The sequence below is a fragment of the Phycisphaerae bacterium genome (genome assembly GCA_018003015.1).
In the GTDB taxonomy this organism is placed as follows: Bacteria; Planctomycetota; Phycisphaerae; order UBA1845; family PWPN01; genus JAGNEZ01.
The window spans coordinates 43682-69254 of the sequence record JAGNEZ010000025.1 but is presented as its reverse complement, the minus strand read 5'-3'; the positions used below and the strand labels follow the sequence as shown (position 1 = coordinate 69254).

Sequence of the window (25573 nt, the reverse complement as noted above, 5' to 3'; positions counted from 1 at the left end):
GAAGTGAGAGGCAAGGAGTGAGGTGGTGTTGTTGCTGGCCGGCCTGAACAACACAGCCGCTTGCAGGTTGCCCCGCAAGCGGCTGAGATTCGCTCTGCACATGACCGCTGACCACGGATCGCTGATTGCTATTTCAGCAGATCCGCTTCCGGTGTTGCGTTGGATGCGACGTCAAACCACTCCTTCTTGAACTCGACGCGTTGGCCCAGTTTCATGGCGATGTTGGAGGCCAGGGTCACGACGGCGTCGCCCATGGCCACCCGGCCGTTGCACCGCGGCTTCTGTTCGCAGTCGACTCCGCCGTTGCGGATGATCCAGCAGAGGTGTTCCTGCTGTTCGCGGTAGCCGCGGCTGGTCAGGGTATCGGCGGCCCCGATGCCGCTGCCCCAGGCGGCGGTTGAGGTTGACTCGGCGGCTGGCCGGCTCATGCGGTTCTCGGCCCAGGTCATGCGGGTGTCCTTCTCGGCATTGGTGACCATTTTCTCGATGGCTTCGCCGGTCAGGCGGTCGTCTTTCAGGCCTGGCTCCTTGAACAGGTAGGCGTCGCGTTCCTGGTCGATGATCAGGGTTCCCTTGGGGCCCAGGACGGTTTCCCCGTAGCCGTCGAGCGTGTTCGTGCCGATGGACGAGTAGGTCAGCACGACGTCCTTGGGGAATTCGTAGATCAGATAGACATGGTCATACACCTGGCGGCCGTCCTTGAAGTACGCGTTCACGCCGACGCCCTGGACGCTCTTGGGGTGTTCCTTGTCGAGGAAGATGCTGGCCGCGTCGAGCTGGTGGCTGCCGAGTTCGACCATGAGGCCGCCGCCGGTTTTCTCGTTGATTCGCCAGCGGAGCAGGTGTTCGAGGTTTTCGTAGCCGGACTCTTTGAGGACCTCCGGGGAGATGCTCTTGTCTTCCTCGGCCACCTGGCGGGCCAGCGACCAGCTGTCGTACTTGCCGGTGGTGCCGTCCGGGGCTCCGCCGCCGGTCTGATTGCGGTGCCACAAGGCGCGGATGTGCTTGATGTCGCCGAGGATGCCCTGCTGGATGATCGACAGGGCGTTGGCGTAGAGGTAGCTGTAATGCCGCTGGTGGCCGATGGCCAGGAGCCGCTTGTTGTCGTCGGCGGCCTGGACCATTCTCTTGCATTCGTCGACCGTCTTGGCCATCAGTTTCTCGCAGAGGACGTGTTTACCTTTTTTAAGGGCCTCGATGGTGACGAGGGCGTGCAAGTGGAGAGGCAGGGCGATGACGACGAGCTCGATGTCGGGGTTATCCAGCAGTTCCTGGTACTTCTCGTAGAACTTGACCTGGTTGGCCTCTTTGCCGTACATATCCTGCAGCGTTTTCCAGGTTCGCTTCACGCTGGATGGGCGGATGTCGGAGAAGGCGATGAACCGGATGAATTCCGGGTTGCTCTGGGACAGGTGGGCGTAGTTGCCCTGGTCGCCGGTGCCGATGATGCCGGCCTTGACCGGGTTGCCCTCCAGGTGTTTGTAGCCGAAGTACATGGCCGCGGCCGTGGGCACGAGGCCTGCGGTTGCCAGGAACTGACGGCGGGTCACCTGGACCGCGTCGTTGAAGTTGTCCTTGCCGATCTGGCGCTGCTTGCTGTTGAGTACCATGGATTCGTCCCTTCTCTCTATACTTTCAGGCTCTACAGGTTCGTCCCTTGGTTGGTTGGTTACGTCATCGGCACTCAGGCTGCCGGGTTTTGCCTAGTCCTCGACTTGCGGAAGAACGCGCTGATGAAGGCGTCGAGTCCCACCCAGCGGCCGGCCCCGCTGGCCGCGATGACCAGCAAGGCGGCGGCCTCGACGAGGTTCTTGTTGATGATGTAGTAGTGGCCCTCGGTCGCCGGGCTTTCGGGCAGGCCCGGCCACGGCGGCATGCAGAAGTAGTACATGATCAGCAGGCCGATGGCGCCGAGGGCTGCCAGCCGGGTGAACAGCCCGATCATCAGGCAGACGCCTATGGCGGTCAGGGCGAGCATGTTGGCCCAGTCGCTGAACCGGCTCTGGCTCTTTTCCCTGGGGGGTGCGCCCTTGGCCATCTGTTCGGGTGTGAGCTTGGAGAGGGTGTTGGCTTCCATGGCCTTGAGTGGCGCCTCGGCCCGGGCCAGGAGGGCCTGGCGGGCGGCGGCCTTCTTACCGTAGTTGAACATCAGCCGTTCTTTGTTGTAGTCGGTTCGCGGTTGGGGTTCGGCGTTCGGCTTGGTTTCGACCTTCTGCAGGAATTGGTCATACTGGTATTGGGCCTTTTCCTGTGCGGCGACCTCGAGGAGGAAGTCCTTGTAGTTGGTCAAGTCTGCCTGGAAGTCGGGATCGGCGAAGACGGTCTTAACGTTCACCGGGTCGAACGGTTTGCCTTCTTCCCCGGGGTCGCCGGTCTTCTTGCGTTCGGCATACCGTTTGCACTCGGCGCGCTGCTTGTCGTCCAGGCCGTAGAACTTGTCGAAGATGGCGAACCGCTCATCGATCCGCTGGTTGACGGATGCCTCGGTGAGCCGCTCGAGTCCGTCGGGGTCTTCGACGAACTTGAGGAACAGTGGCCGCAGCGGTCCGATCGACTGGGTCAGGTAGCCGGTTGCCCGCCAGTCTTCCTGGACCAGCTTCCAGGCTCCCTCGTAGGCGAAGTGCCAGCCGATGACGATTCGGAGCAGGACCAGGAAGAGGATGGTCCAGCCGGTGACCGTGCGAACGGACGGTTGATTCGATGCCAGAACAGGTGTGTCCGCCATGATGATCTGCTATGACCTCGCGTTGTTCATGAGTCCAGTGACAAAAACGGCCACCCTCAGCTTTGCCCGACGGTAAGATCCTTCCCAGGCACGTTGAAGGTGACCACCTGTGGCACGGCGGCCTTCCGGGCGGGGTCCTGTGGTTTGATGACCAGCAGAGCCCCGATCTGCGGGTGATTCTGACAGAAAGCCCTCGTCTTGTCGAGTCCCATCACGAAGAACGCCGTTGCCAGGGCATCGGCGGTTGCCGCGTCGGGGGCCACGGCGGATGCGCTCGCCAGCAGGTCCGCCGGGAACCCGGTTCGCGGATCGAGCAGATGGCCGTAGCGCCGCCCGCCCTCTTCGAAAAACTGATTGGCCGTCCCCGACGTTCCCAGGGCCTGGTCTTTCAGCCGCAGGGTCGCGGCCGGTTGGCTCGAATTAAAGGGGTTCTGGATACTGACCAGCCACCCTCGCCCGTCGCCGGATGGGGAGCCCGCCCCATAGATACTGCTCTGTCCGCCGATCATGAGGGCGCACTGTATCCCGAAATCGTCCCGCAGCCGTTGAATCGCCCGGTCGATCGCGTAGCCCTTGCCCACGCTTCCCAGGTTGATCTCAACTCCTTGTACACGGAACCGCACGGTCAGGTTGTCGGAATTGAGTTCCACATGCCGCATTCCGCTGCGGGCCAAGGCGGCCTGTCGTTCGCCCTCGGCGGGCACGCGCCTGGGGCCGCGGAGGAAACCCCAGGTCTTGACCAGGGCCCCGGCGGCGATGTCGAACGCGCCGTCGGTTTGGCTGTGGAGCTCGACCGACCGCTGGACCACCTGGAACAGCCGGTTGTCCACGCGTACTGGCCCGGGGAAGGCGTTCCGGTTGACGCGGCTCATTTCGCTGGTGTCGGAGTAGACGGTGAGGAGTTCTTCCAGTTGCTCGATTTCGGACAGGGCGGCGTCGGCGGCGGCCATGGCATTGGGGTAGTAGTAGGGGATTCGGATGCCGAACTCGCAGCCCATGGCGCGGCGGGCGAAGGCCAGGGTGCTGAGGTTCTGGTCTTGGGGGTTGAGGGCTCTCGGCGGATCTGGGATAAGGCTGCCAGCGGCGCCGCCCAAGGCCGCGCCCAGCCCCCGAGCCGACAGGAAGTTCCGCCGTGACCAGCCGTTGTCCGCACTCACAGACCGCCATTATCCACAACCGGCGGAAGGGCTGCAAATTTGACCTTTCCTGGCGGTCCGGCGAAGATCGGCCAGGAGACAATCCGTCATCGGCGACCGTCCGAGACGGAGGCCAGGATAAGGAAACCCTCATGAAGCGATGGCTTATTGGCGGTATGGTGGCGGCCTGGGTCTGCATCTGGCAGGGCGTTTTGCTGGGGGCTGACGAGCCCCGGCAGTCGGTGGTCAAGATATTCGCTTCGCAGTCCCCGCCGAACATGCTCCGCCCGTGGGAAATCACCCCAGCGTCGGAGGTCACCGGCTCCGGCGTGGTCATCGAGGGGGGCCGGATTCTGACCAACGCCCACGTGGTCAGCTACGCCCAGCAGATCTACGTGCAACCCCACGAGAGCTCGGACAAGCTTGATGCGACGGTGGAGTTCATCTCCGTGGAGTGCGATCTGGCCACGCTCAAGCTTGATGCGGCCGACGCTATGGAGAAGCTTAAGCCTCTACCGATGGCCGACAAGCTGCCTACCCCGAAGACCAAGGTCAACGTGCTCGGCTACCCCACTGGCGGCGATACCCTTTCGGTCACCGAAGGGGTGATCTCGCGCATCGAGTGTGCCCAGTACTACTCCTATGCGGCGCTGCTGCGGATCCAGGTGGACGCGGCGATCAACCCGGGCAACAGCGGTGGCCCGGGCATTGTCGACGGCAACATCATCGGAGTGGTTTTCAGCAGGTTCCCTGAAGGGCAGAACATCGGCTACATCATTCCGGTCGAGGTCATCCGTCACTTCCTCACCGACTGCCAGGCTGACGGCAAGTATGACGGTTTTCCGGTCCTGGACATCAACAGCGCCACGGTGGAGAATCCCGCCCTGCGCGACTACCTCAAGCTGGACAAAGACATGACCGGGGTGGTGGTGCACCGGATCGACAACAAGGCACTGGCCGAGCTGCTCAGACCGTGGGATGTGGTCACGGCCTGCGAGGGCGTCGCCATCGACAACCTGGGCATGGTCCCGATTGCCGAGGACATTCCGCGGGTGCATTGGAGCTGGCTGTCGGCCCGCAAGCCGCCGGGCAGCAAGGTCAAGCTCTCTGTGGTCCGCGAAGGCAAGGCCATGGAGGTCGAAATCCCCACGGCGACTCAGGTTGACACCGTCATCCAGAGGATGAAGACCGACCGACCCACCTACTTCATCTTTGGCACTTTGGTTTTCTCGCCCGCCACCATGGAGCTGATCTCTCGAGGAGCGTCAAGCTGGCTGGGGGTCATGGCAATCCGGGGCCGTCTCATACCGCAGTACATCGCGGCCTATCGCGAGGATCCGGAGAACGAGCTCGTGGTCACCTGTTGCCCGATGTTGTCGCACAAGCTGACCAAGGGCTATGGCATCACACCGGTGTCGGTCCTTACCCATGTCAACGACCAGAAGGTGCGCAACCTCAAGCACCTGATCCAGCTCATCAAGGACAACAAGGAAGAGTACATCGTCTTCCGGTTCGAAAACGAGAACGAGGAGAAGATTGTCCTGAAGCCCAAGGACGTGGCCAAGTTCCAGCCGGAGATCCTGCGGAACAACAACATCCCGTCGGCCTGTTCCGACGATCTCAAGGCCTTGTGGCCGTGATCGCCTGAGGCCGGCATCGGGCCGCACCCGGCCAGGAGCAGGCAAATCCCTGGGGAGAGGCCGCCGCCGAGCTTGTGGTCTCCGTTGTTCTGTTCCGCGTCGGGAGTCGTTCACTTCGAGCCGGTGGAGGTTCGCTGGAAGGCGCCGAAGTCATCCTGATCCACGTCGTGGTCGTCATCGAAATCCGCTGAGCGGCATCCGGAGATGGCCGGGCCGAGCGCCGGGCCGGTGACGCAGTCTCTGAAGATGGCCAGATCCGTGCCGTCCACATCGCCGTCCTGGTCAAAATCCCCTGGAGGGATGAAGCCATAGGTGGTGAAGGTCGCCGTGCCTCCGAGGCTGGAGTCCACATGGATCAGCCGGATGTTGCGGTCACGGAGTTCCTGCAGGATGGCAGGCGACAAATCCGGTTCGAGCCCGGGCTCGAAGATGAAATGCTCGCCGAAGTTGTGGTGTTCCGGCTTGTAGGTCTGGGCGTAGAACCCGTGGAGCACGATTGGGGTGGTGGTGTAGCCGGCGATCTGGGTCTCGACGAAGCGGGCGAGCGGAGCGGTATAGCCGGCGGCGATTCCTCCCGGCGGGACTGGCCAGTAGTACTGAGTGGTTGCGGAAACGCCTTTGGGGCCGATCAGCTTCCGGGTGATCAGCTCGTCGCCTGGTTGAGGCTCGAAGGGGGGGATCAGGCGGCCGTGGTCGGTGCTCGTGGTGCCGGCTCCGGACCAGGTCCAGCTGGGCACCGGCCGGTCGTGGTCCGCCTGGAGTTCCAGCACGCCGGCTCCGAAACCGGACTGCAGGCCGAGATCCCGGATGGTCAGCAGGGGGCATTGCGACGGCGCGACCAGATTGCCTGCGTCGCCGACCCGCAGGGTATATCGGCGCGGGTTGCCCATGTCGGCCAGGGACCAACTGTCGACCACGGCACTATCCGGGTAGTCATGAGATGCCTCGGGCCAATCTGACGGCAGACCGGTGATGGTCCGGACGTTGCCTTCGCTGTCGACATACTCCATCGCCACGTTGGCGTAAAGTCCGGCGGCGAGATGAGCCTCGGTCAGCCACATGCTCCGGGTGGTCACGGTCCATTTCGACTTGAGCCGGTGGTTGGCGAAGACGTCGGCATACTCGCCCTGGAACAGGGTGAATGGCGCGGGCTCGCCGATCAGGAATGGCGTGATGCTGGCCGTCGTGCTGGCCTGCGGAAGCTCGCGAACCTGCTTGACCCACAGCGTTTCGTCGGGCAGCACCTTCTTGTACTCGAAGTCGAGAGTGAAGCGACTCTTGCCGGAGGCGGCGGCGAACGCGTTGCCGGCCGCCAGCAGCAGGCCGCTCAGGTTGCGATACTCCGTCTCCCAGCTGAGCACTGTTGCCCCGAGCGGCACGAGGTTCGAGTACCCCACGAGGGTGAGATAGCTGCCGAAGGAATAGACCTGGACGTGGACTTCCTCGGGGATCGAGCCGTCGCCAGGATTAGTCACCGACACCGCGCCTTTCTGTGTTACCAGGGTGATCTGGCTCTGGCTTGAACCGTTTCGCACCAGCGTCGCCACGCCGTTGGCCAGCTCGAATTCGTCGGGTGTCGAGTGATGCACCAGCAAGGCCATGCCCACCTGGTTCTCGTCCAGGCCGTAGCGCAGCCGTGCCAGGAAGGCATTGTCGTTGTAGAAGCTGGCGAAGACTTTGCGGATCGCTCGGAACACGCCGCGCTCGTTGGGCTCGGACGCGTCGCATCGGCTCGGTCCGAGTTCGTCGTCGTCGAGATCGTCCGCGAGGCAGCCGCTGAAGCTGTCGTACAGGCCCGCGCCGGTGAATTGCGCGCTGTCCTCGATGTTGGTGGAGCTGCGGAAGCGGATGTTGCGGTTCGGCTGGAAGTGATACTGGGGATCCTGCAGGATGGCGATGATCTCGTTTTGCGCGGCCGGGCTGAAGCTGGTGGCCGATCTGCTCTTGAACAGGTCCTCGCGAATGCTCTCCAGCGTGGCCGACAGGGCGGACATATCCGCCGGAGGATAGGTTACTCCCGCGAGGCGCCGGTCGATTTCCGCCTGGAGCGTCCGGCCGTTGGTCAGCGTCTGGTCCAGGAACTCGTTCCAGAGGTCGAAGGACAGGGCGGTCGCGACCGGGCTGTTGGCGGGGATGGAGCGCCGGAGCAGTCCGAAGTTGGCGGCCTTGCCCCCGAAGTAACGGATGTCGGCCGGCCAGAGCCCGTCGGCCGGAGCGCTGTAGGCGCCGAAGGGCGTCACCGGGCTGATCTTCAGGGGTGCGGGCACCTTGAGGGCCAGAATCTCCTCGATCTGCTGGGGGGTGAGGATGTCCTGCACGTCGATCAGCCGGGCGTCGCAGTCGTTGGTGTTCCCATAAGCCCGCAAGACGATCTGGCGGCCGACAAGCTGTTCCGCCCGGTCGGCGTCATCCGGCAGTGCCAGGTACACGAAGGGGATGCCGTAGGTGTTGGCCAGGATGGCGACGTGCGAGCTGGGTGTGGCGGGTGCCAGGGTGGCAATCCCGGCCAGGATCGGCACCTCCGCGGGTATGCCGTCGGTCAGGAGGATGTCGTTCGGGGCCAGCTGGCCGGAGCGATAGGCGTGGCCGATATCGGCCGCAGGGAACCTCTTCAGGGTTCCCAGGGCCCAGCCGCGGGCGTAGGCGACGTTGCCCTTGGCCCAGCGGCTCGTTGAGCTGACCTGCACGCCGTGATCCGCGAGGTACTGGCGGTGCACCTCGGCGGAAGCGATCTGCTCGTAGCTGGGGAAGTAGTAGGCCTGGACACCGGCCGCGGCGACCACCTTGGATTTGACCAGGTTGAAGAGAGTCACGACCTGGGCGGGATCGTAGGCATTCTGCCGGACGAGCTGGATGCCGTATTCCTGGATCTGCTCGGCCGCCGGTTGATACGATGTCCAATAGGGGAGAATCACAGAACCGAGGATTGCCTTCTGGCCCTGGGCGTAGAGGGTGATCTGGTCAAACTGCTCGGTGCTCATGCCGATGTATTCGGAGACCAGGGCGGTGGCGAAGTCGTAGTGGAAGCGGTACTGCCTGCTGTCCTGGAAGTAGACCTTGGTCGGGTCGCTGGTGAAGACAAGGAACTTGATCCAGCCGGGGTCGCCGGATTGCGAGGCCGGGGCCCGGAAGGCGTCGCTCGGGAAGGTCGCGGTGTTGCGCCAGTACGTAGAGGGCAGAACCGTCTCCGCCGCCGCCCGGACCGCGGGCAGCATCGCCGGAATCAGAACCAGGGCCACCATCCATTCCGCACGGTGCAGGCGTTCCGAACACCGCGACATGGCTGATTCTCCTTCGGGCTATCCCCCTGGTCCTTCCGGTCAGGGCGAACCGGTGATGTTGCGCTGGAACACGCCGAAGTCGTTCTGATCGACGTCGCCGTCCCCGTCCCCGTCGCAGTCCTCGCATCCGGCGGCTCGCGGAACGGAGGGTCCCGAGAGGCAGGCCGCGAAGGTGTTGAAGTCATCCTGGTCGACATCCCGGTCGCCGTCGAAGTCGAAGGGATTGAGTACGTACGGCTGGGTGATCAGGAAGGCGTTGGCGAACACGCCGTGGTCGAGGCCGATGCCGTCACTGCCCGAGCCGATTGCCAGGGTGAGGTACCTGGCTTTCGCCGGAACCGCGACGTCGAAGGCGTACGCGTCGCTGTTCTGATACTGGATGCCGCTGCGATAGGCGGCAAGAACGGAGGTGTCATCCGAGAAGATGACGAAACCTTCCACCGAGCCGCCGGCGTTGGCGTGCACGCCGCATTTGCCCACGAAGCGTTGCACTGCGACGTTGGCATAGGTGGCGATCGCGGCAAGATCGAAGGTGATCCCCGCCGATGCGTGAATGCCCAGGCCGGAGGTATACTCGACCGTTGAACCGCTCTCGAGGAGGCGGAGTGGACGGGCCTCGCCCGGCTCGGCGTTGTTGAGGATGAAGTCCCACGAACCCCCGTTGAAGGGGTTGGTCGGATTGGTCCAGTTGTTCGTGCCCCACAGGACGCCTGCCTGATTGATGGCCACGTCGCTGTGCAGGATGAACACCGAATCGATCAGGTCGAAGTTCGAGCCCGGCGGGGTGGGGACCGGCTGGGGCAAGGTGCTACCGTCGCCCACTCCTCCGTTGTAGTGGGTCGGCTCGAACTGTCCGTCGATCATGTTGATGCCGGCGTAGGGGTGGAGATCGGAGGAGATGCCGTCGCCGCCGCCGGCGATCAAGCCGAGATCGATGCTCGTCGTGGGAACGATGGCCAGGGTCACGGTCTTGATCGCGGTCCGGGGCCCGGTGGCGTCGGTCACGGTGGCGACGAGGTCGAGGGTGGGCGGCGGATCGGCGGTCCGGACCATCACCTGGCCGTCGCTGATCGTTGCGATGTCCGGCCGGCTGGTGGACCACGCGGTGCAGGCGCCCACATCGACGGCCACGGTGGCGCCTTGCTTGACGGCGTGGGCCTCGTACTGGGTGGTGCGGTTGACGATAGCCACATCGGGGCCTTCGACGGTGAACTCGGAGAGCGTCCCATCGACCACGGCCGGATCGCCCTTGCAGATCGGGATGACCACGTTGGCATTGAGCCAGTCGTAGCGGGCCTGGATATGGTTCTTGATGCCCGACGGATCGACGCCGCGTTCGGCGGCCAGGGCCTCGACGATCGAGTTCATCACCTGCGGTGGGTAGACCTCGTTATTGAGGTACAGCATCATGGTGGTGAACTCGGCCTCGTAGGCCAGGAAGAACGAGTCCTTGATGTAGTTCCACCAGCCACTGCGGTTGCCGACGTCGCTGCGATTGGCCCCGCGTAGCCAGTGGGCGTTGTATTCGCCGTAAGCGCCGCCCAAGGTATTGTCCATGTCCCACGGGAGCATGCACCACTTGCCGTCGTCGGCCTTGCGGTACAGGAAGTGGTTCTGGAACATGTCGTCGAAGGTGCCGACGTAGTTGATGGTGGCGATGTAACGCAGGGTCAGGTCCACGTCGAAGGTCTGGGTCAGGAACTCGCGCAGGGCCGCCGTGCCCTGGGCCCGGGCGGCGTTCAGGCCCTCGATCAGCCCCTCGACCATATCCGACTTGCCGTCGCCGGGGCGACCCTTCCAGGTCAGGGTGGTGCGGTCGTAGGTGTATTCATATCGCTGCTCCTCGGTGTAGCCGTTGAGCGAGCCGGTGATAAGCCGCTCGTCGCCCCAGCTGAACGGGCCCTCGTCGCCGGTGAATCCCTGGGACTTGAACAGGTCGCCCACTGTGCCGAACCAGCGCTGGATCAGGTCGGCCGCCGGTCGCTCGATGAGATAGGCGTACTCGTTGTAGAGGCAGCCGTTGATGTGCAGGCTGGCCCAGTCGGTGATCGGGGCGGGCACGCCGGCCAGCTCGAACATCTTGAAGCTGACCCGCTGCGGCCAGCCCGCCTGTTTCTGCAGGGCGATCGTGTCCAGCTTGTTGTACTTCCGGTAGGAGGGGAACTTGATGCGCCAGCTGAGGACCTGGACCTGGCCGGTGGTCGAGTAGGACGGGCACGAGAAGTTGATCGTGCCGCCGCCGAGGCGGTTCCAGCGGCTGCCCTGGAATCGAACGGAGACATCATAGACCACGCCGTCGGCGACGAACGTGGCGGGAACCTGGGCGTCCCAGTTCGGATTCAGGGCTGAGCCGATCACCCGGCCGGGCGAGCAGTTGGTGTACAGGAGCTGCCAGTTGGCCTTGGAGATGAACAGGTGGAACTGCGGCTCTGGCGAGGACATCTGCGGATCGACGAAGTAGGCGTTCCATTCGTAGGCGTCGCCGGCCGGTCGGGGCGAGACCCGGGCATAACCGGCCCCGGTGTTCAGCCAGATCTGGTACCGCACCACGCTGTTGGCGACCTGGGCCGGCAGCGTGGCCGTCCAGATGCCGTTGCCCCCGTTGGACATGATTGCCGTGGAGACGGTCTCGCCGGTCTTCTCGATGTCATCCACGAAGTATCGGACCTGGGCTCCGGCCACCGCGGTGTAAGGCTCGATCGTGGCGGTGATGGTCGTGGTGCTGGTGGCCATGACCGGCGAGGGGGTGACGCTCAGGGCGGCCACCGTCGGAGGCAGGGTGCAGGTGGACTTGCTGTTGGCCACCCCGGGCGTGGCCCCGTCGGCGGGCGACGCCTCCCAGTTGGCCAGCGAAGCCGAGGGCGCCGTCATGCATCGCCGCTCGAGCGAATAGCCTCGACCCTCGACCGTGCCATAGCCGTCCGGCAGGCTGGGCCAGGGGAAATCGTCGGAGTAGGTGACGGCGTCGACGACCCGGCCGTCTTCACCGATCAGCCACACGTCGCCGTTGCCGTTGGGCAGTTCGGGCGCATACGGGCCAAGCGTGTTGGCGTCGGAAAGGTGGGTGTAGACCCGGTACAGTCCGCCCTCGCCGGCACGACCGGCGGCATCGTCCGACGAGAGGACCAGGTAGCCGCCGGCGGGGATCGAATAGTCGTCCGGGAAGGCGAACTGGATGTCACCGCCCAAGCGCCAGTTCGTCAGATTCACCGCGGCGCCGGAGTTGTTGTAGATTTCGATGAACTCGGTTTTCGCGTCATCGTGCAGATCGGCGAAGGGATGCTGCATGATCTCATTGATGACCACCGCCGGCGTGGGCGGAACCGTGCAGTCCGACATCCGGTTGGGACCGCCCGGCGTGGGAGCGCCGACCACCGAGCCGACCCAGTCCGAGGGCTGCTCGAAGCTGTCACTGACGCAGCGGCGTTCGAGCGAGGCTCCGGTGCCGTCCGGGGTCACCGGCCAGGGCGGCTCGTCGGTGTAGGTCACGCAGTCCACGACCAGGTCGTTCTCGTCCAGCAGGACGACCTTCTCGCCACCGCGGGCCAGGTTCCCGTGGTAGTTGCCGTATAGCGTGCTGTAGACCAGCCCGTAGGCCGCCGAGGCTACCGTCCGGTTGTCGCAGACCACCGCGTAGCCGCCGGGCGGGAGCGTCTTGTTGTCGCCGAACCGGTAGCCGATGCCGTCGAACTCCCAACCGGAGATGTTCACCATGGTCGTGCCGGTGTTGTACAGTTCGACGTAACCGGCATCGTCGCCCAGCAGGGGATGGTACATGAGCTCGCTGATGACCACCTGGCGGAGCCGATGGCGGGTGTTGAACGTCTCCGGCGACGGGGTATCCATCGGGGACCAGTCGTCGCCGCCGTCCGGATAGCGGCCGATGCTCCATCCGGTGCGCTGGGTACCGAAACAGTAGCCGGTCAGCACGTAGGCCTGCGACGGGGCGGTGAGGAAGATCTGGCCGCTGGTCGTGCTGGTCCGAATACTGAAGGTGCTGTAATCCACGCCCTGCTGAAGCTGGAGGAAACCCCTGGCTGGCACTGTGGTTCCGGAGGGCAGGGCTTGCATCGCCAGGTTGTCCTCGCTGTTGCTCAGCCACACCCCGTCCAGGGCTACCGCCTGATCGGTCGGATTGTAGAGCTCGAACCACTCGGTTCCGAAGCCGTCGGCGAAGATCTCGTTGATCAGGAGCTGGCGGGCGGGATCGTTCGAGCTGGACGGCGGCTCGATGACTGCGGTCAGCCGGGGGATCAACGACAGGTCGCTGCTGTTTCTCGGGTAGTTGTGTCCCTGGAGCGCCAGCACGTTGGGCCCGGCCTGAAGCAGACCGATCTTGGACGTCAGGTCCTTCGTCTGCGTGGTCGGTTCGATGCTGGAGGACGCCCGCTGGTTGAACGCCGGCGGCGTGCCGTTCACGTTGGCCCGATCGACCGGATCGCCATGACCGTTGAGATAAGCGACGAAGCCGTCATCGTAGCGGACCTCCAACGTCAGGGATTTCATGTTGGCGATCTGATCGGCGGTCAGGTCGAAACCGACCCGGGCATACACGGAGAGGTAGTAGTTGTACATGTCGCTGAGCAGGGTACAATCGTCCTCGTCGCCGTACCCCCATCCGCCGCAGCCGATCAACCAGCTCGAGTCATCGAAGGTGACATCCTTCCAGGTTGCCGGCGGTTCGACGGTGCCCTTGAAGTACCGCTGCCGCGAGCAGTCGGTCGCGCAGCCGTGGCTTTTCAGCTCGGGAGCGTAGACCAGGTAAAGGGTCTGAGGCTTGACGACGTCGGCCGCACCGGGCGAGCCGCCCTTCAACTGGCTCAGACGCCAGTGTCGACCCATGTCTGGATCCTCGGTGATGTCTTTGAGTACGATGGAGTGACCCGTCCCATCACCCGCCGCCGGCCAGTCGCCGCGATCGCTGTAAGCGACGTCTACAACCGTTTCTCCCGCCGCATCCACTAGCGTCAGCCGCTCACCCGAGTTTCTGAGATTACCCCCGTAGGGTCCGATGATCCCGGAGACCCCCCGGGCGGCCATGGCTGCCGGCTCTCGAGCCACCACCAAGTACTGTCCCGCCGGCAAGACGGTGCCGTTGGGAATCGTGTAGTCCGTTTCCCCGTTGGCCCCGCTGATCCCGCGGGTGAACCGATAACCGCTCAGATCGATCGAGCCCGACGTCTCGTTCCACAACTCGATGTACTCTTCGCCGTGGACGCCCTCATCCGGATTGTCCCCCAGGGGATGGAACATGAGTTCCGTGAGGACGAGGGCCTGGAGCGAGGCTGGCGCAAGAGGGAACACAGCCAGCATGGCCAGGAAACAGCCGACAGACCGGCTGCATATAGACGTTGGGGTGCTCACCACGGAACGCCCTCCTCCCCTATGATCGTAGGAACGAGACTTGCGACCCTCTATAGCGATAGTCTATGGCAAACCGGGGGGGAGGATCAAGTCCGGGCCGACGATGGGGTATTTACATAGGCCTGTCTCATCGAAGTGCGCTTCGCGGTCTCCGCCTCCTAGAAGGCTTATCTCGTCACCAACTCCGGCTTGCATGGCCGGTGGTTTCGGCGTATACTGCGTTGTAGCATCGGGGGGTCTGTCGAAGGTGTCTGACCCGGCCCGCATGCACGTCTGCGGATCAGTCTTCATGTCGGTTGTCTGGTGTGGCTCCACGACAATTGTCGTGGGAAAGGAGCAATTTCCATGTTGGATTCCTGCCTCTGTCGCGGGCGCTCGCGCTATTGGAATCGCGGGATTGTCGCCCGGTTGTCCGTTCGGCCATTGAGGAGGGCCCAGTCCATGTCCCAGCTCGGTTTTCGCTTGACCGTCGCGTTAGGACTTATTCTGATCGGGGTTTCCGCGGGCCTTGCCCCCGCCCAGTCCATCGGCATCAACTTCGTCGCCAACAGCGGCAGCGGCATCCAGGAAACCAGCGGCGACTCGCTGGGAGTAGACGAAGTTGCCGGAGCTCCCGGATACGCCCAGGACAACTGGAACAACCTCGGGCGATGGGGCAGCAACATCACCCTCAGCAAGTTCAGCAACAAGGTGACGTTCACCGGCGTGACCATCGTCTGCGCCTGGGACTCCCCCAATATCTGGAACGACGGAGCCGGCACGTCGACCCCCAACTGCAAGCTCATGCACGGCTACATCGACGCCCCCGGCAAGCCAAACGACGATGTGACCACGCCTTACCAGTTCTGGACTGGCAACATAACGACCGCCAACGTCCCGCAGGTCTTCGTCAAGGGCCTCGCCGCGTGGTTGGCCGCCCAGCCGGGTGCCACCGGCTATAGCGTGGTCATCTACAGCGACGGCGACGCCACCGAAGGCCGAAGAAGTGAATACTGGGTTCAGGAGACCACCAGCACGGCCATGCCGCCGGACAGTCTGGGCTCCGTTCTGACTCCCCATGTCTTCCTCCAGGACTCGGTGAATTTCACCGCCGCGGCACCGGTGTTCACTCAGGTACCGATCACGGCCAACACCCTGGAAACCGCCGGCATCGGCAACTACATCGTGTTCACCGGCCTGACCGCCGACCAGATCATCATTCGGAGCGAGGAGCAGACCTTCCGCTCCCAGATCAATGCCGTCCAGATCATCGCGACCTACCCACCCTCCACAGTAACGATCGCGGCCGGCACCAGTGCCGCCGAACCGGCGACGGAAGGCACCTTCACCGTGACCCGAGCCGGCGGCGACACCTCCAAAGCCCTTGACGTGTACTACAACTTCGATGGCACCGCCACGGCCGGCACTGATTTTGCGACGCTGTCCGGCATGGTGACCATCCCTGTCAACGAATCGACCGCAACCATCACCGTGACGCCAATCGATGACGGCGAGGTCGAGGTCGATGAGACGGTCACGGTCGCACTGACCACGGCACCCACCTACGAGCTCGGGGAACCATCGAATGCACAAATCAACCTGATCAGCGAGGATGTCACCGCAACCATCACCGTCGAGGCAACCGACTCCGCCGCTGCCGAAGTGGCCGGCAATACCGGTACGTTCACCTTCACCCGCACGGGCAGCACGCTCTTCCCGCTGACCTTGAACTACACCGTGTCGGGAACCGCGACCGGCGGAGCCGATTATGCGTATCTGGGCGGCAAGGTCGTCATTCCGGCCGGTCAGGCCAGCGTGGCCGTACCCGTCACGCCTTACGAGGACGGAACAACCGAGGGGGACGAGACGGTCATGGTCACGATCACGTCCAACGATCCGCAGTATGTGGCCGGGGCACCCGATTCGGCCACGGCCACGATCGCAGACAACGGATCCTGGAGCCACTGGACCAAGTCCCTGGACCTGGTCTTCGCCGGGTACACCGGCACCGAGATCCTGACCGAGTTCCCGGTTCTGGTCGTGCTGACCCCCGAGCGCGTCAACAACTACGCCGGCTTCAATGCCGATGGTTCGGACCTCCGCTTCAGAAGTGGCGACCTCAGCCTGCCCTACGAGGTGGAGAAGTGGGATCCGGCGGGATCGTCCTACGTCTGGGTGAAGGTCCCGCAGATCGCCGCGCCCACCGATGCCATCACCCTGGTCTGGGGCAACACGAACTCCGTCTTGGCTCAGGGTGGGGAGGCGGTTTGGACGCCCGATTACCTGGGTGTCTGGCACCTGAATACCACCACCGCCGAAGGGCTCTACTACGACTCCACCGGCCACGGCAACGATGGCACCAACTACGGGGCCAGCCCGGTCGAAGGCGCGATCGGCGGGGCGCTGAGCTTCGATGCCGCCAGTTCAAACTACGTTGACACCGGCAACACCGAGAACATCACCTACTTCACGGTGATGACCTACGTGCGTGGAACCGCCGCCGCTTCCGAGGGCGCCACCGCCACCGGCCCGGTCCATCGCGAGAGCAACTACCAGATCAACTGGGGCCACGGCACACCGGAGTTCAATGGCGCTATCGCGGTCAACTCGACAGCCGGTGGCTGGCGGGGTGCCACGATGAACCCGCTCGAGGCAAATACCTGGTACTGCTTGGCGGGGACCTACGACGGTGCCGCTGAAGCAGGAGGTTCGCTGAAGGGATTCCGCGACGGCGTTCTGATCACCCAGAACACCGAGGCCCTGGGCATCCCGGAGGTGGAAACCAACACCCTCAAGTTCGCCCGCCACGCTGCCGCCGCCCAGTACTTCAGCGGCACCATCGATGAGGTTCAGGTTCTTTCCGTGGCCAAGTCGGAGAGTTGGGTCGCTAACCAGGCCGCGTCCATGGTCGACAACCTGATCGCCTTCGGCGGGGTCGTCGCTCAGGTGCAGCTTGTTGCCGCCGACGCCGCCGCGACCGAGCTGGGTGACACCGGCACCTTCACCCTCACCCGCTCGGGCGGCAATACCAGCCGGCCGCTCACCGTCTACCTGACGGTGGAGGGAACGGCCACGCCCGGCAAGGACTATACCGCCCTGCCCATCCCGGTCACCTTCGCCGGCGGCGAGACCCAGATCAATCTGACGGTCAGCGCCATTCAGGACTGGCTGCCGCTCGAGGGCGAGGAGACCGTGATCCTGACTCTCCAGGAGCGGGCCATTTACGATGTCGCCGGCGAGGCTTCGGCGACGGTGACGATCCAGGATATCGACTCGATCGCCGACTGGAAGAACAGCATGCGGGTTTCGTTCAGCGGATACATGGGAGCCACGCCGCTGGCGGAGTTCCCGGTTCTGGTGACGCTCACGCCGGACAAGGTCGACAACTACGCCGGCTTTGCGGCCGACGGCTCGGACATCCGCTTCACCAACAAGGACCAGACGGCCCTCCTGCCGTACGAAATCGAGCGGTGGGATGCGGCCGGCACCTCGCTCATCTGGGTCAAGGTTCCGCAGCTTGATCAGGCCACCACCGTCTGGATGCACTGGAACAATCCAGGCGTGCCCGCCGGGCAGGATGCGGAAGGCGTGTGGACCGCCGGCTACCTGGCCGTCTACCACTTTGCCGATGAGGCCACGGTGATTGACTCGACGGCCAATGACCACGACGGGACCATCTACAACTCGACCAGCGCCACGGGCCGGCTGGGCCTGGGGCGCGGGTTCAACGGAACCGATGCCTACGTTGACCTCAACGCCAGTTTCTTGAGCAACCTGGCGGAGTTCACGGTCAGCGGCTGGATCGCTCCCGAGGCAGCGGCCTTCGGCGATCGGATGCCGCTGTTCGGCCAGAATGACCTGATCGAGTTCGGTTTCCACGGCGGGGCCAACCTGCAGGCGTGGGTCAGTGCCGGCGGGACCTGGCCGGGCATCAACGTCCCCTACGCCTACAACACCGGCGAATGGCATTACGTGGTCATGACCGGCAACGCCACGAGCCTGGTGATCTACCTGGACGGCGTCGAAGCGGGTCAGGTCGCCCTGGAGAACATCACCAACCAGGGCTCCTCAGGCGACACCGCCAAGATCGGAACCGGCGTCATCGACGCCATCGGTGCCGATACCAACGGGTGGTACAGCGGTCTGGTTGACGAAATCCGGTTTTCCGGCGTTGCCCGCTCGGCCGAGTGGGTGGCTGCGGAGTATGCGGCCATGACCGGCGGGCTCTCCGCCTGTGCCGCCCCGCGACTGGACCTGGACACGGACGGTGACGTCGACCAGGTCGATTTCGGGCTCTTCCAGGCCTGCTTCACGGGCACGGTCGCACCGCTGACCGGTTCGGTGTGTGCTTGTGCGGACACCAACGGTGACGGTTATGTGGCCGCGGAGGATTTGGCCGCCTTCCAGAACTGTTACGCTGGTCCGGCGATCGCGGCGGACGCAGGCTGCCTCGACATGCCGCAGTAACTCGCTTCCCACACCCGTGTAGCGGGAAGTGCTAGACATACGGCGGACCTGGTTGCCTCACGGGCGGCCAGGTCCGCTGTTTGCTTGCGCCGGGAACCGTTGCCCGCCCGTCGAGGGGGGCAGCCGCGGTGGCCCCGGAGCTGCTGGCCGGCGCCGCCATGCTGGCGTATACTGGTGTTCTCGCGAGAGGGCTACCCAAGCCGCAAGCCCTGTTGCGGCGATGAGGGACTGGTCATGTCCGGTGACTCCGGCCGGCGAACGAGGCGTGGCGGGCCGCTCAGGCGGGGAAGAACGCCGAGGGGCCGCGTGAATTGGCGGCAGCGGTATGAGCTGGCGGCCTCGGCGGCTCGGCAGATCGTCTACGATGGCGAGCTTGCGACCAAGAAGCTCGTCTGGGGTGGGAGCATCGAGCAGATTCTGGGATACGCCCTGTCCGAGATGAAGGGCGGTTTCGAACAATGGGCGGAACGGATCGATCCCCAGGACCGCGCCGAAGCCCTGGGTGTTCTTGAAGTTGCCCTCCGCGATGGCACGCCGTACGAATGCGAATACGGCTTTCGACACAAGGACGGGCACTACGTTCGCATGCTGGACCGCGGGCTGCTCGCAGTGGGGCGGGGCGGGCGGCCGGATCGCTTCGTCGGGGTGATGCAGGACATCACCGAGCGCAAGCGTCTCGAGGAAGAGCGAGCCCGGCTGGAGGACTTGCTGCGTCAGACTCACAGGCTGGAGGCTCTCGGTCAGATGGCCGGCGGCGTGGCTCACGATTTCGGGAACCTGGTCACCGTGATCCTCGGCAATGTGGCCCTCCTTCGCGGCAGCCTGGAGGGGCAGGCGACCGCGAGGGAATCCCTGGACATGATCGAGCAGGCGGCCCAGGATGCGATGGCCCTGGCCAGGTCGATGCTCACCTTCAGCCGGCGGCTGCCGGTGCAGAAGAAGCTGATCGATCTGGCGGTGGACTTTCCGAAATGGTGCCACCTCTGTCGACGGCTGCTGCCCTCGAGCGTCCGGGTGACCGAACATCTCGGAGTCAGCACCGGTCTCGTTGTTCATGCGGACGCCACCCAACTGCAGCAGGCCCTGATGAACCTGGTGATCAACGCGAAGGACGCGATGCCGGACGGCGGCCGTCTCGACGTTGTTCTCCGCGCCGCCCAGGCCGAGGATCTGGCTCGTTTCTCCGACCTGGAGCCGAAGCGAACGTACGCGGTCGTCGAAATCCGAGACAGCGGGTGCGGCATCCCCGCGGCGATCGGCGGTCGGATCTTCGAACCCTTCTTCACCACCAAGGAGCGTGGCAAGGGCACGGGGCTTGGTCTGGCGGTGGTGCAGAGCATCGTCCGGGATCACGGCGGGCGGATCGAGTTCAGCTCGACGGAAGGCAAGGGGAGCACGTTCACCTTGGTGTTTCCCTGTGTGAGCGCCGACGCTCTGTCCGCTTCCGGGGGTCGGGCCTCGCCCCACCAGGGACAAGGTGATCTGCTGCTGGTGGCGGAGGGCGATCCCCACGTCCGTTCGATTCTCGTGTCGACCCTCGTTGCCGCCGGCTACCGGGTCGTCGAGGCCGGGGACGGCTTCGAACTGCTGACCAAGTTCCAGGAACTCGGCACCAGAGTTCGTCTGCTCGTTGTGGACATGGAACTCGAGAAACGCAGCGGTCTCGAATGTCTACGGGCCATCCGGGACGGCGGACGGCAGACACCGGTCATTCTGATCGCCCCCGGCGCGACGTCGGGCGTGGAGGCTCCTCTCCCGGCAAGGTCCGCGGTGCTGACCAAGCCCTATCGTATTGAGGACCTGCGCGGCCTGGTCGCGGACCTGCTGGTTGCCTTGGACGACGCGCCGGAGGGCTCATGAGCCGAAGGGTCTACCGCAGGCCTTCCGAAACGGCCGGCAGGATCTCCGGCAGGTCGTCATAGTAGCAGTCCTCGAAGGCGCTGGCCCCGGTGAATGAAACGCTTCCGGACAGTGTGCCGAGACTGCTCAGCCCTGCCGCCTTCACGCCCAGATCGGAGACCGCGTACACGTTCTCGCCGATGAAGAGCCCGCGGGTGGCGCCGTAGTAGTACCAGTTGCAGCCGTTGGGTGACTTGCCTTCGGGCAAGGTCGAAATGGACCCCAGCCTTGAGAAGCCGGTCTGCGGATCCACGCGGTAGACCAGGATGCCGGTGAACTGGTGCGTGCCCCACTCCGGGCCGGTCGTGCCCGTGCTGTACAGATCGATCGGGAACGTCAGGTATCCTGGGCCGGATTCGTCGGGCTCGTAGTAGATGAATGCCTTGGGATTGTTGTTGGCCTCGCTGTGGGTACCGCGACCGCCGATGATTTCCTTGAACATGAGTTGGGGGTTGGCCAGGTTGCTCACATCGAACATGGAGAGCTGCACGCCCTGGACCCAGGCGAACGAGCCGGTGTCCTGGGCGTCCTTCCCGATAGCCAGGATGTGGTTCTGGTCCAGCAGCTGAAGGTGATCGGAGTAGCCCGGCACCTTGAGCTCGCCGACGATCCGCGGGTTGGTCGGATTGCTCAGGTCGACGGTGAAGAGCGGGTCGATTCGCTTGAAGGTGACCAGGAAGCCGCGCGGGCCGATGAAGCGGGCGGCATAGATCTGCTCGCCGACGGCGATGTCGTCGATCCGGCCGACGATGTCCAACGTCGTCCCGGTCTCCTTCATGACGTAGATCCCGTTCTTGAGACCGGCGCCGTCGATCGACCACTCGTCCTGATTGGTGGCGATGCGCAGGTGGCCGTCATACTCGCCGAGCGAGTACTGGTTGAGCGGCCGGCCGGGCACCATGCCGCTGGCGATGTAGTCGGTTCCGGTTTGGGTGAAGGCCAGCTTGTGGACAATGGTGTCGGTCCGCGAGCCGCCCATGTACCAGTCGTACTGGGTGTCGGTGACATACAGGGCGGCGGTACTGGCGTAGATGGTTCCCGCGTCGGCGGTGATGGCCGTCGAGGCGAAGCCGCCGGTCGGGTTATCGACGTCGAGCGTTGCAACGGTGGTGATGTTGTAGCCGTCGCCGACTTCGGGCCGGAAGGCGCCTTGCCAGGAGATCATGTCGCCAATTTGGGTGGCTCCGCCGCTGATGGTGATCTCGTAGTCGGGCAGCCATTCGTCGAGGGTCATGCCCTCGAGCGTCAACGGCACCGGGTTGTCCGGCAGCCGCGGCGTGGTGGTCACGACGAGATACAGATGATTGTCGATCATCCGGCTGGAAGCCAGCTGGCCTTCGAACTTGGCTGTGGCGGTGGTCGTGGGGTGGGCCGGGTCGCTGACGTCGATGATGGACACGGTGACTTGGCCGCCGTCGTTCCAGCTGCCGCCGACAAGGGAAGAGGAATCGGTTGAACTCGTCCCTCCCGGGGTGGGGGCCTCCGCTTCCGCCGCGAAGACACCCCAGCCGTACCGGTAGTAGCCGTACGACCAGCGGCTGGAAAGGGCGATCAGTTGGTGGCCGCGCAGGTAGAGCGACTCGCCGGTTGAATCCAGTTTCACGGTGGCAAGCTCGGCCAGCTGGGTCGCCGGATATGCTCGGCACACGTGGATCGTGTCGCCGCGGAGCCAGTAGATGGTCTCTTCGTCGCACTTGACGACGTCGCTCTCGTCCACGCCCTCTTCCTGGATGTTGGTCGACGAATGCGAGGTGGTGGCTCCCTCGGATCGGCCCCCGGTATCGGCGTTGCTCAGCTCGGCCGTGGGGGCGGAGGCCATGCCGCCCCACCCGAAGAACAGGTCGAACAAGGGGTCGCCCGTGCCGTAGCTCTGACCCGTCCCGGAAAGCCGCTCGTTGGCCTGATCCACCAGGAACTGACGGAGTTCCTCGGCCGATCCAAAACCCTTCAGCCCGGCAATCCTTGGTTTGGCAGTACGGGGGTGATACAGCGGACATGAGGCACCGCTCAGGACAAAGGCCAGTCCGACCACTGCGATGATCCAAAGCCGTCGCATCGCATTCCTCCTTCTTCAACTTGGAGACAAGACGCCCGACCGTATCGGTCCGTTTGACGGGGGGATTGTACGGGGAGCTACGTGTCTCGCCCAAACGCTAGTATTGTAGGCGAGTCGGTTTTCCGTCTGTGCAGGATTCCAGGAGGGTTGAACAAGTCGAGCTCAAGCAACCAGGGGCCTCAGAATACACTTAAGCTGACATAGAATTGGTATTACACGAAACACCGGTCATTGCAGAAGCCGTTATGATTCGGTGTTTTAGAATGTTGGGAACTTTTTGGGCCAAGCGGGGTATAAGACTCATGGTTGACGACAGAAGCTCTGCTTTTGGGAAGATTTTGTTTGGAACGGGGTTTGCTGTCCGGTAGAATGAGCCAAGACGACGCCTACCTGAGGCCTGCCCGGAGGGGAGTAGCAGCCGTGGCGGGTGGACACCCGAGTCGGGTGATCCTGGAGAAGAAAGAGGCGGGATCAGCAGCAACCGCAAGCCGGTAGGAGGCTTGTACAGCCTGTACCGAAGGGTCTGGGTCTGCATGGGGTTTTGAAGGGAATGACCGTGGAAGTTGGTCAGACATTACAGCGTGTAGCGGATCTGAAGTTCGCGCTATATCGCCGCCCACTCCATCCTGAGCTGTTCACGATCTACCAGAATCGCCATCTGGAGCAAGCGGCGTACCAGGCGGACATCTGGATCTTGGGACTCTCCCATGTGGTTTCGTTGCAGTCTGGCGGCCGATGCGTGACTGAAGTCACGACCACTGACGTCGACCTTCTTCCTCAGAACGGCCTGGTGACCTCGTTCCAGTTCCGGGGCGAGCGCGACCACCACGAGAAGTTCGATGACGGCCTGCACTACATTCTGTCCACTCAAGTGGAGAAGATGAATCGGAACCTGTTCCACGCCTCGCATCGCGATCTGCTCAACTACGCAGGCTCCCGGGGCCTGCTGGTGAGGTTCGAGGATTGGACAGACGACGACAATCTGGTACCCTTTTCGTTCGTCGATTGGGAGCTTCGGAACCGCGAACTGCACGTGCAGGCGTTCCACGCTTTTCCGGCCGACTATACGATCCTGAAGACCCAGTCGATTGTGGAAGTGGGCACGAAGCCCGCTGCCAAGAAGGCCCGTTAGGGACGGGGCCGCCCCGGCGGTCACCGTCGGGTGGATCTGAAACGACGATCACGCGGGCGAATCGGCATCCGGCTCGATTCGCCCGCTTCCTTTGCCCCAGCGAAAGGTGAGACCATGGAACAGGTGATCCGCGGCAAGGTCTACGTTCTCGGTGACGACATTGACACAGATCAGATCATCCCGGCCCATTTTCTGGTCTACAATCCGGCCATCGCGGAGGAGCGGAGGCAGTTTGGGCGTCACGCCTTGTGCGGGGTGCCCACGCCTCAGGCTGGCCTGCCCGGCGGCGGTATTCCCTTCGTCGACCAGAAGGATCCCGCCAACACGCACAGCGCTTACTCTATCATCATTGCCGGCAAGAACTTCGGTTGTGGAAGCTCGCGCGAGCACGCGCCCCTGGCCCTGGCCGAGGCCGGCGTCGTCGCGGTCATCGCTGAGTTCTATGCCCGGATCTTCTTCCGCAACTCGGTGAACGGCGGCTACCTCGTGCCCTTCGAGACGGGGCGGCGGCTGGTCGAGCAGTTCGAGACCGGCGAAGAGGTCGAGATTCACACCGCCGAGCCATGCCTGGTGGGGACCAAGAGCGGAAAGCGATATCCCCTGCGGGCGCTGGGTGACGTGGCCCCGATCATCGAGGCGGGGGGTATCTTCGCCTACGCCAAGTCGAAGGGAATGCTGTAACGGCCCCGACTGCAGCCTGGGCCGCTGGTGCCACCCGGGCTGCCGCGGGCCATCGGACCGGTGGGAGTGGTGGACGTTCTCGGGCTGACATTCAAGGAAGTGCTGGAGCGCCGCCGGCCGTTGCCGCAGCATGTGAGGACGCTACGAGCCGAGTATCGCGGACTCCTGACCTGCCAACCGGTCGAGACTATCGATTGTCCTGACCATTCCCTCCCCCCGTTTGAAGCCATCGGTGCCGACCTGCTGCCCGTGGTTCGGCACATCCAGGACGGCGACCTGACCAAGTTCATCCAGCGCACCCATGACGGCCTCGAGATCGAAAGCGTCATGGTTCCCATGCAGCGGTACGGCCGTGAGTGGAAGACGCTCTGCGTCTCCTCTCAGATCGGTTGCGCCCGCGGTTGCCTGTTCTGCGAGACGGGGCAGCTGGGCTTCCTCCGCAACCTGACCGCCGGTGAGATCGTCGGGCAGGTCGTGGCCGCCCGGCGGGAGTTCGGCGTGCGGGTCCGCAACGTGGTCTTCATGGGGATGGGCGAGCCCTTCGACAACTTCGACAGCGTGATCCAGGCGGTCCGGGTGCTGTTGGACCGTTCCGGGCTGTCATTCGCGGCCGAGCGGATCGCGATTTCCACGGTGGGGCGGACCGAGGGCATCCGCAAGCTGGCGTCTCTGGGTTGGCGGCGGATCAACCTGGCTATCTCACTCAATGCTCCCAATGACGAGATTCGGCATCAGATCATGCCCGTCAACCGGCTGGAGCCGATGGCCGCCCTTCGCGAGGCCCTGCTGGCCTACCCGCTGCGCAAGTGCCAGTTCTTCATGATCGAGTACGTGCTGATCCCAGGGGTCAATGATCGCCAGGAGGATGCCCGCGAACTGGTCGAATACCTTCGGCCGGTGAAGTCGGTGGTGAACGTGATCCCGTACAACCCGCGGCGGGATTCCCCGTGGCCCGCGCCGACTGAGGAGTCGGTGGTGCGGTTCCTGGGTTGGCTCCAGGGTGCCGGCCAGGTCTGCAAGCGGCGGCTGACCAAGGGCCGCGAACACATGGCCGCTTGCGGGCAGTTGGGCAACCGGGCGTTGCGGAGTCGGGGGGAGCGTGAAGCATGAGTGGTGTTTGCCAGACGATCCATCCCTGGTTCACGGCTCGGGTGTAGCCGCTCGCGGCTTGCACGAGCGACGTCCGAGTCGTCGGCGATTGCACCCGGTCTCG

Annotated in this window: 12 protein-coding genes; 6 read left to right on the top strand and 6 right to left on the bottom strand. The window is 64.0% G+C overall.

Going from position 1 to position 25573, the window contains the following annotated elements; genetic code table 11:
* Positions 1 to 128 precede the first annotated feature (128 nt).
* From KA354_12790 to KA354_12780, 3 genes are all read right to left on the bottom strand, one after another.
* Positions 129 to 1610 (bottom strand): Gfo/Idh/MocA family oxidoreductase, encoded by a 1482-nt coding sequence (locus KA354_12790; GenBank protein MBP7935515.1) that lies wholly within the window; start codon positions 1608 to 1610, stop codon positions 129 to 131.
* A 74-nt stretch (positions 1611 to 1684) separates the two neighbouring features.
* A complete protein-coding gene (locus KA354_12785) occupies positions 1685 to 2725 on the bottom strand; it encodes a DoxX family protein (protein ID MBP7935514.1) in 1041 nt (346 codons plus the stop codon).
* A 56-nt stretch (positions 2726 to 2781) separates the two neighbouring features.
* The gene (locus tag KA354_12780) at positions 2782 to 3882 is read right to left on the bottom strand and encodes an FAD:protein FMN transferase (protein MBP7935513.1); all 1101 of its coding nucleotides are present in this window, start codon (positions 3880 to 3882) and stop codon (positions 2782 to 2784) included.
* A 131-nt stretch (positions 3883 to 4013) separates the two neighbouring features.
* Between KA354_12780 and KA354_12775 the strand changes: the two genes are divergently transcribed.
* Entirely contained in the window at positions 4014 to 5501 is a 1488-nt protein-coding gene (locus KA354_12775) for a trypsin-like peptidase domain-containing protein (protein ID MBP7935512.1), read from the top strand.
* 110 nt (positions 5502 to 5611) lie between these two features.
* On the opposite strand, the gene KA354_12770 is transcribed toward KA354_12775, so the two are convergent.
* Positions 5612 to 8782, bottom strand: coding sequence for a hypothetical protein (locus KA354_12770; GenBank protein ID MBP7935511.1), 3171 nt, complete (start codon positions 8780 to 8782; stop codon positions 5612 to 5614).
* Between the two features lie 39 nt (positions 8783 to 8821).
* The gene (locus tag KA354_12765) at positions 8822 to 14149 is read right to left on the bottom strand and encodes a lamin tail domain-containing protein (GenBank protein MBP7935510.1); all 5328 of its coding nucleotides are present in this window, start codon (positions 14147 to 14149) and stop codon (positions 8822 to 8824) included.
* Between the two features lie 438 nt (positions 14150 to 14587).
* Here KA354_12765 and KA354_12760 point away from each other — a divergent pair, with 438 nt between their 5' ends.
* Together KA354_12760 and KA354_12755 are read left to right on the top strand one after the other, a co-directional pair.
* Complete coding sequence (locus KA354_12760; GenBank protein MBP7935509.1) at positions 14588 to 18592, top strand: DUF2341 domain-containing protein; 4005 nt, start codon at positions 14588 to 14590, stop codon at positions 18590 to 18592.
* A 306-nt stretch (positions 18593 to 18898) separates the two neighbouring features.
* Positions 18899 to 20452 carry a PAS domain-containing protein gene (locus KA354_12755; GenBank protein MBP7935508.1) on the top strand — a complete coding sequence of 518 codons (1554 nt, stop codon included), beginning with the start codon at positions 18899 to 18901 and terminating at the stop codon, positions 20450 to 20452.
* Between the two features lie 10 nt (positions 20453 to 20462).
* Here the strand turns inward: KA354_12755 and KA354_12750 are convergent, their stop codons facing one another.
* On the bottom strand, positions 20463 to 22547 hold the full coding sequence (locus KA354_12750; protein ID MBP7935507.1) for a beta-propeller domain-containing protein: 2085 nt from the start codon (positions 22545 to 22547) through the stop codon (positions 20463 to 20465).
* Positions 22548 to 23097: 550 nt separating this feature from the next.
* On the opposite strand from KA354_12750, the gene KA354_12745 reads away from it, so the two are divergent.
* From KA354_12745 to KA354_12735, 3 genes are all read left to right on the top strand, one after another.
* On the top strand, positions 23098 to 23679 hold the full coding sequence (locus KA354_12745; protein ID MBP7935506.1) for a DUF2617 family protein: 582 nt from the start codon (positions 23098 to 23100) through the stop codon (positions 23677 to 23679).
* Between the two features lie 114 nt (positions 23680 to 23793).
* Positions 23794 to 24360 (top strand): 3-isopropylmalate dehydratase, encoded by a 567-nt coding sequence (locus KA354_12740; GenBank protein ID MBP7935505.1) that lies wholly within the window; start codon positions 23794 to 23796, stop codon positions 24358 to 24360.
* A gap of 66 nt (positions 24361 to 24426) precedes the next feature.
* Complete coding sequence (locus tag KA354_12735; protein MBP7935504.1) at positions 24427 to 25470, top strand: 23S rRNA (adenine(2503)-C(2))-methyltransferase RlmN; 1044 nt, start codon at positions 24427 to 24429, stop codon at positions 25468 to 25470.
* The last annotated feature ends 103 nt before the right edge of the window (positions 25471 to 25573 follow it).

Excerpts from the sequence above, each read along its gene's own strand:
- KA354_12790 (MBP7935515.1), bottom strand. The coding sequence starts at position 1,610 with ATGGTACTCAACAGCAAGCAGCGCCAGATCGGCAAGGACAACTTCAAC.
- KA354_12785 (MBP7935514.1), bottom strand. The coding sequence starts at position 2,725 with ATGGCGGACACACCTGTTCTGGCATCGAATCAACCGTCCGTTCGCACG.
- KA354_12775 (MBP7935512.1), top strand. The coding sequence starts at position 4,014 with ATGAAGCGATGGCTTATTGGCGGTATGGTGGCGGCCTGGGTCTGCATC.
- KA354_12770 (MBP7935511.1), bottom strand. The coding sequence starts at position 8,782 with ATGTCGCGGTGTTCGGAACGCCTGCACCGTGCGGAATGGATGGTGGCC.
- KA354_12760 (MBP7935509.1), top strand. The coding sequence starts at position 14,588 with ATGTCCCAGCTCGGTTTTCGCTTGACCGTCGCGTTAGGACTTATTCTG.
- KA354_12750 (MBP7935507.1), bottom strand. The coding sequence starts at position 22,547 with ATGCGACGGCTTTGGATCATCGCAGTGGTCGGACTGGCCTTTGTCCTG.
- KA354_12745 (MBP7935506.1), top strand. The coding sequence starts at position 23,098 with ATGACCGTGGAAGTTGGTCAGACATTACAGCGTGTAGCGGATCTGAAG.
- KA354_12740 (MBP7935505.1), top strand. The coding sequence starts at position 23,794 with ATGGAACAGGTGATCCGCGGCAAGGTCTACGTTCTCGGTGACGACATT.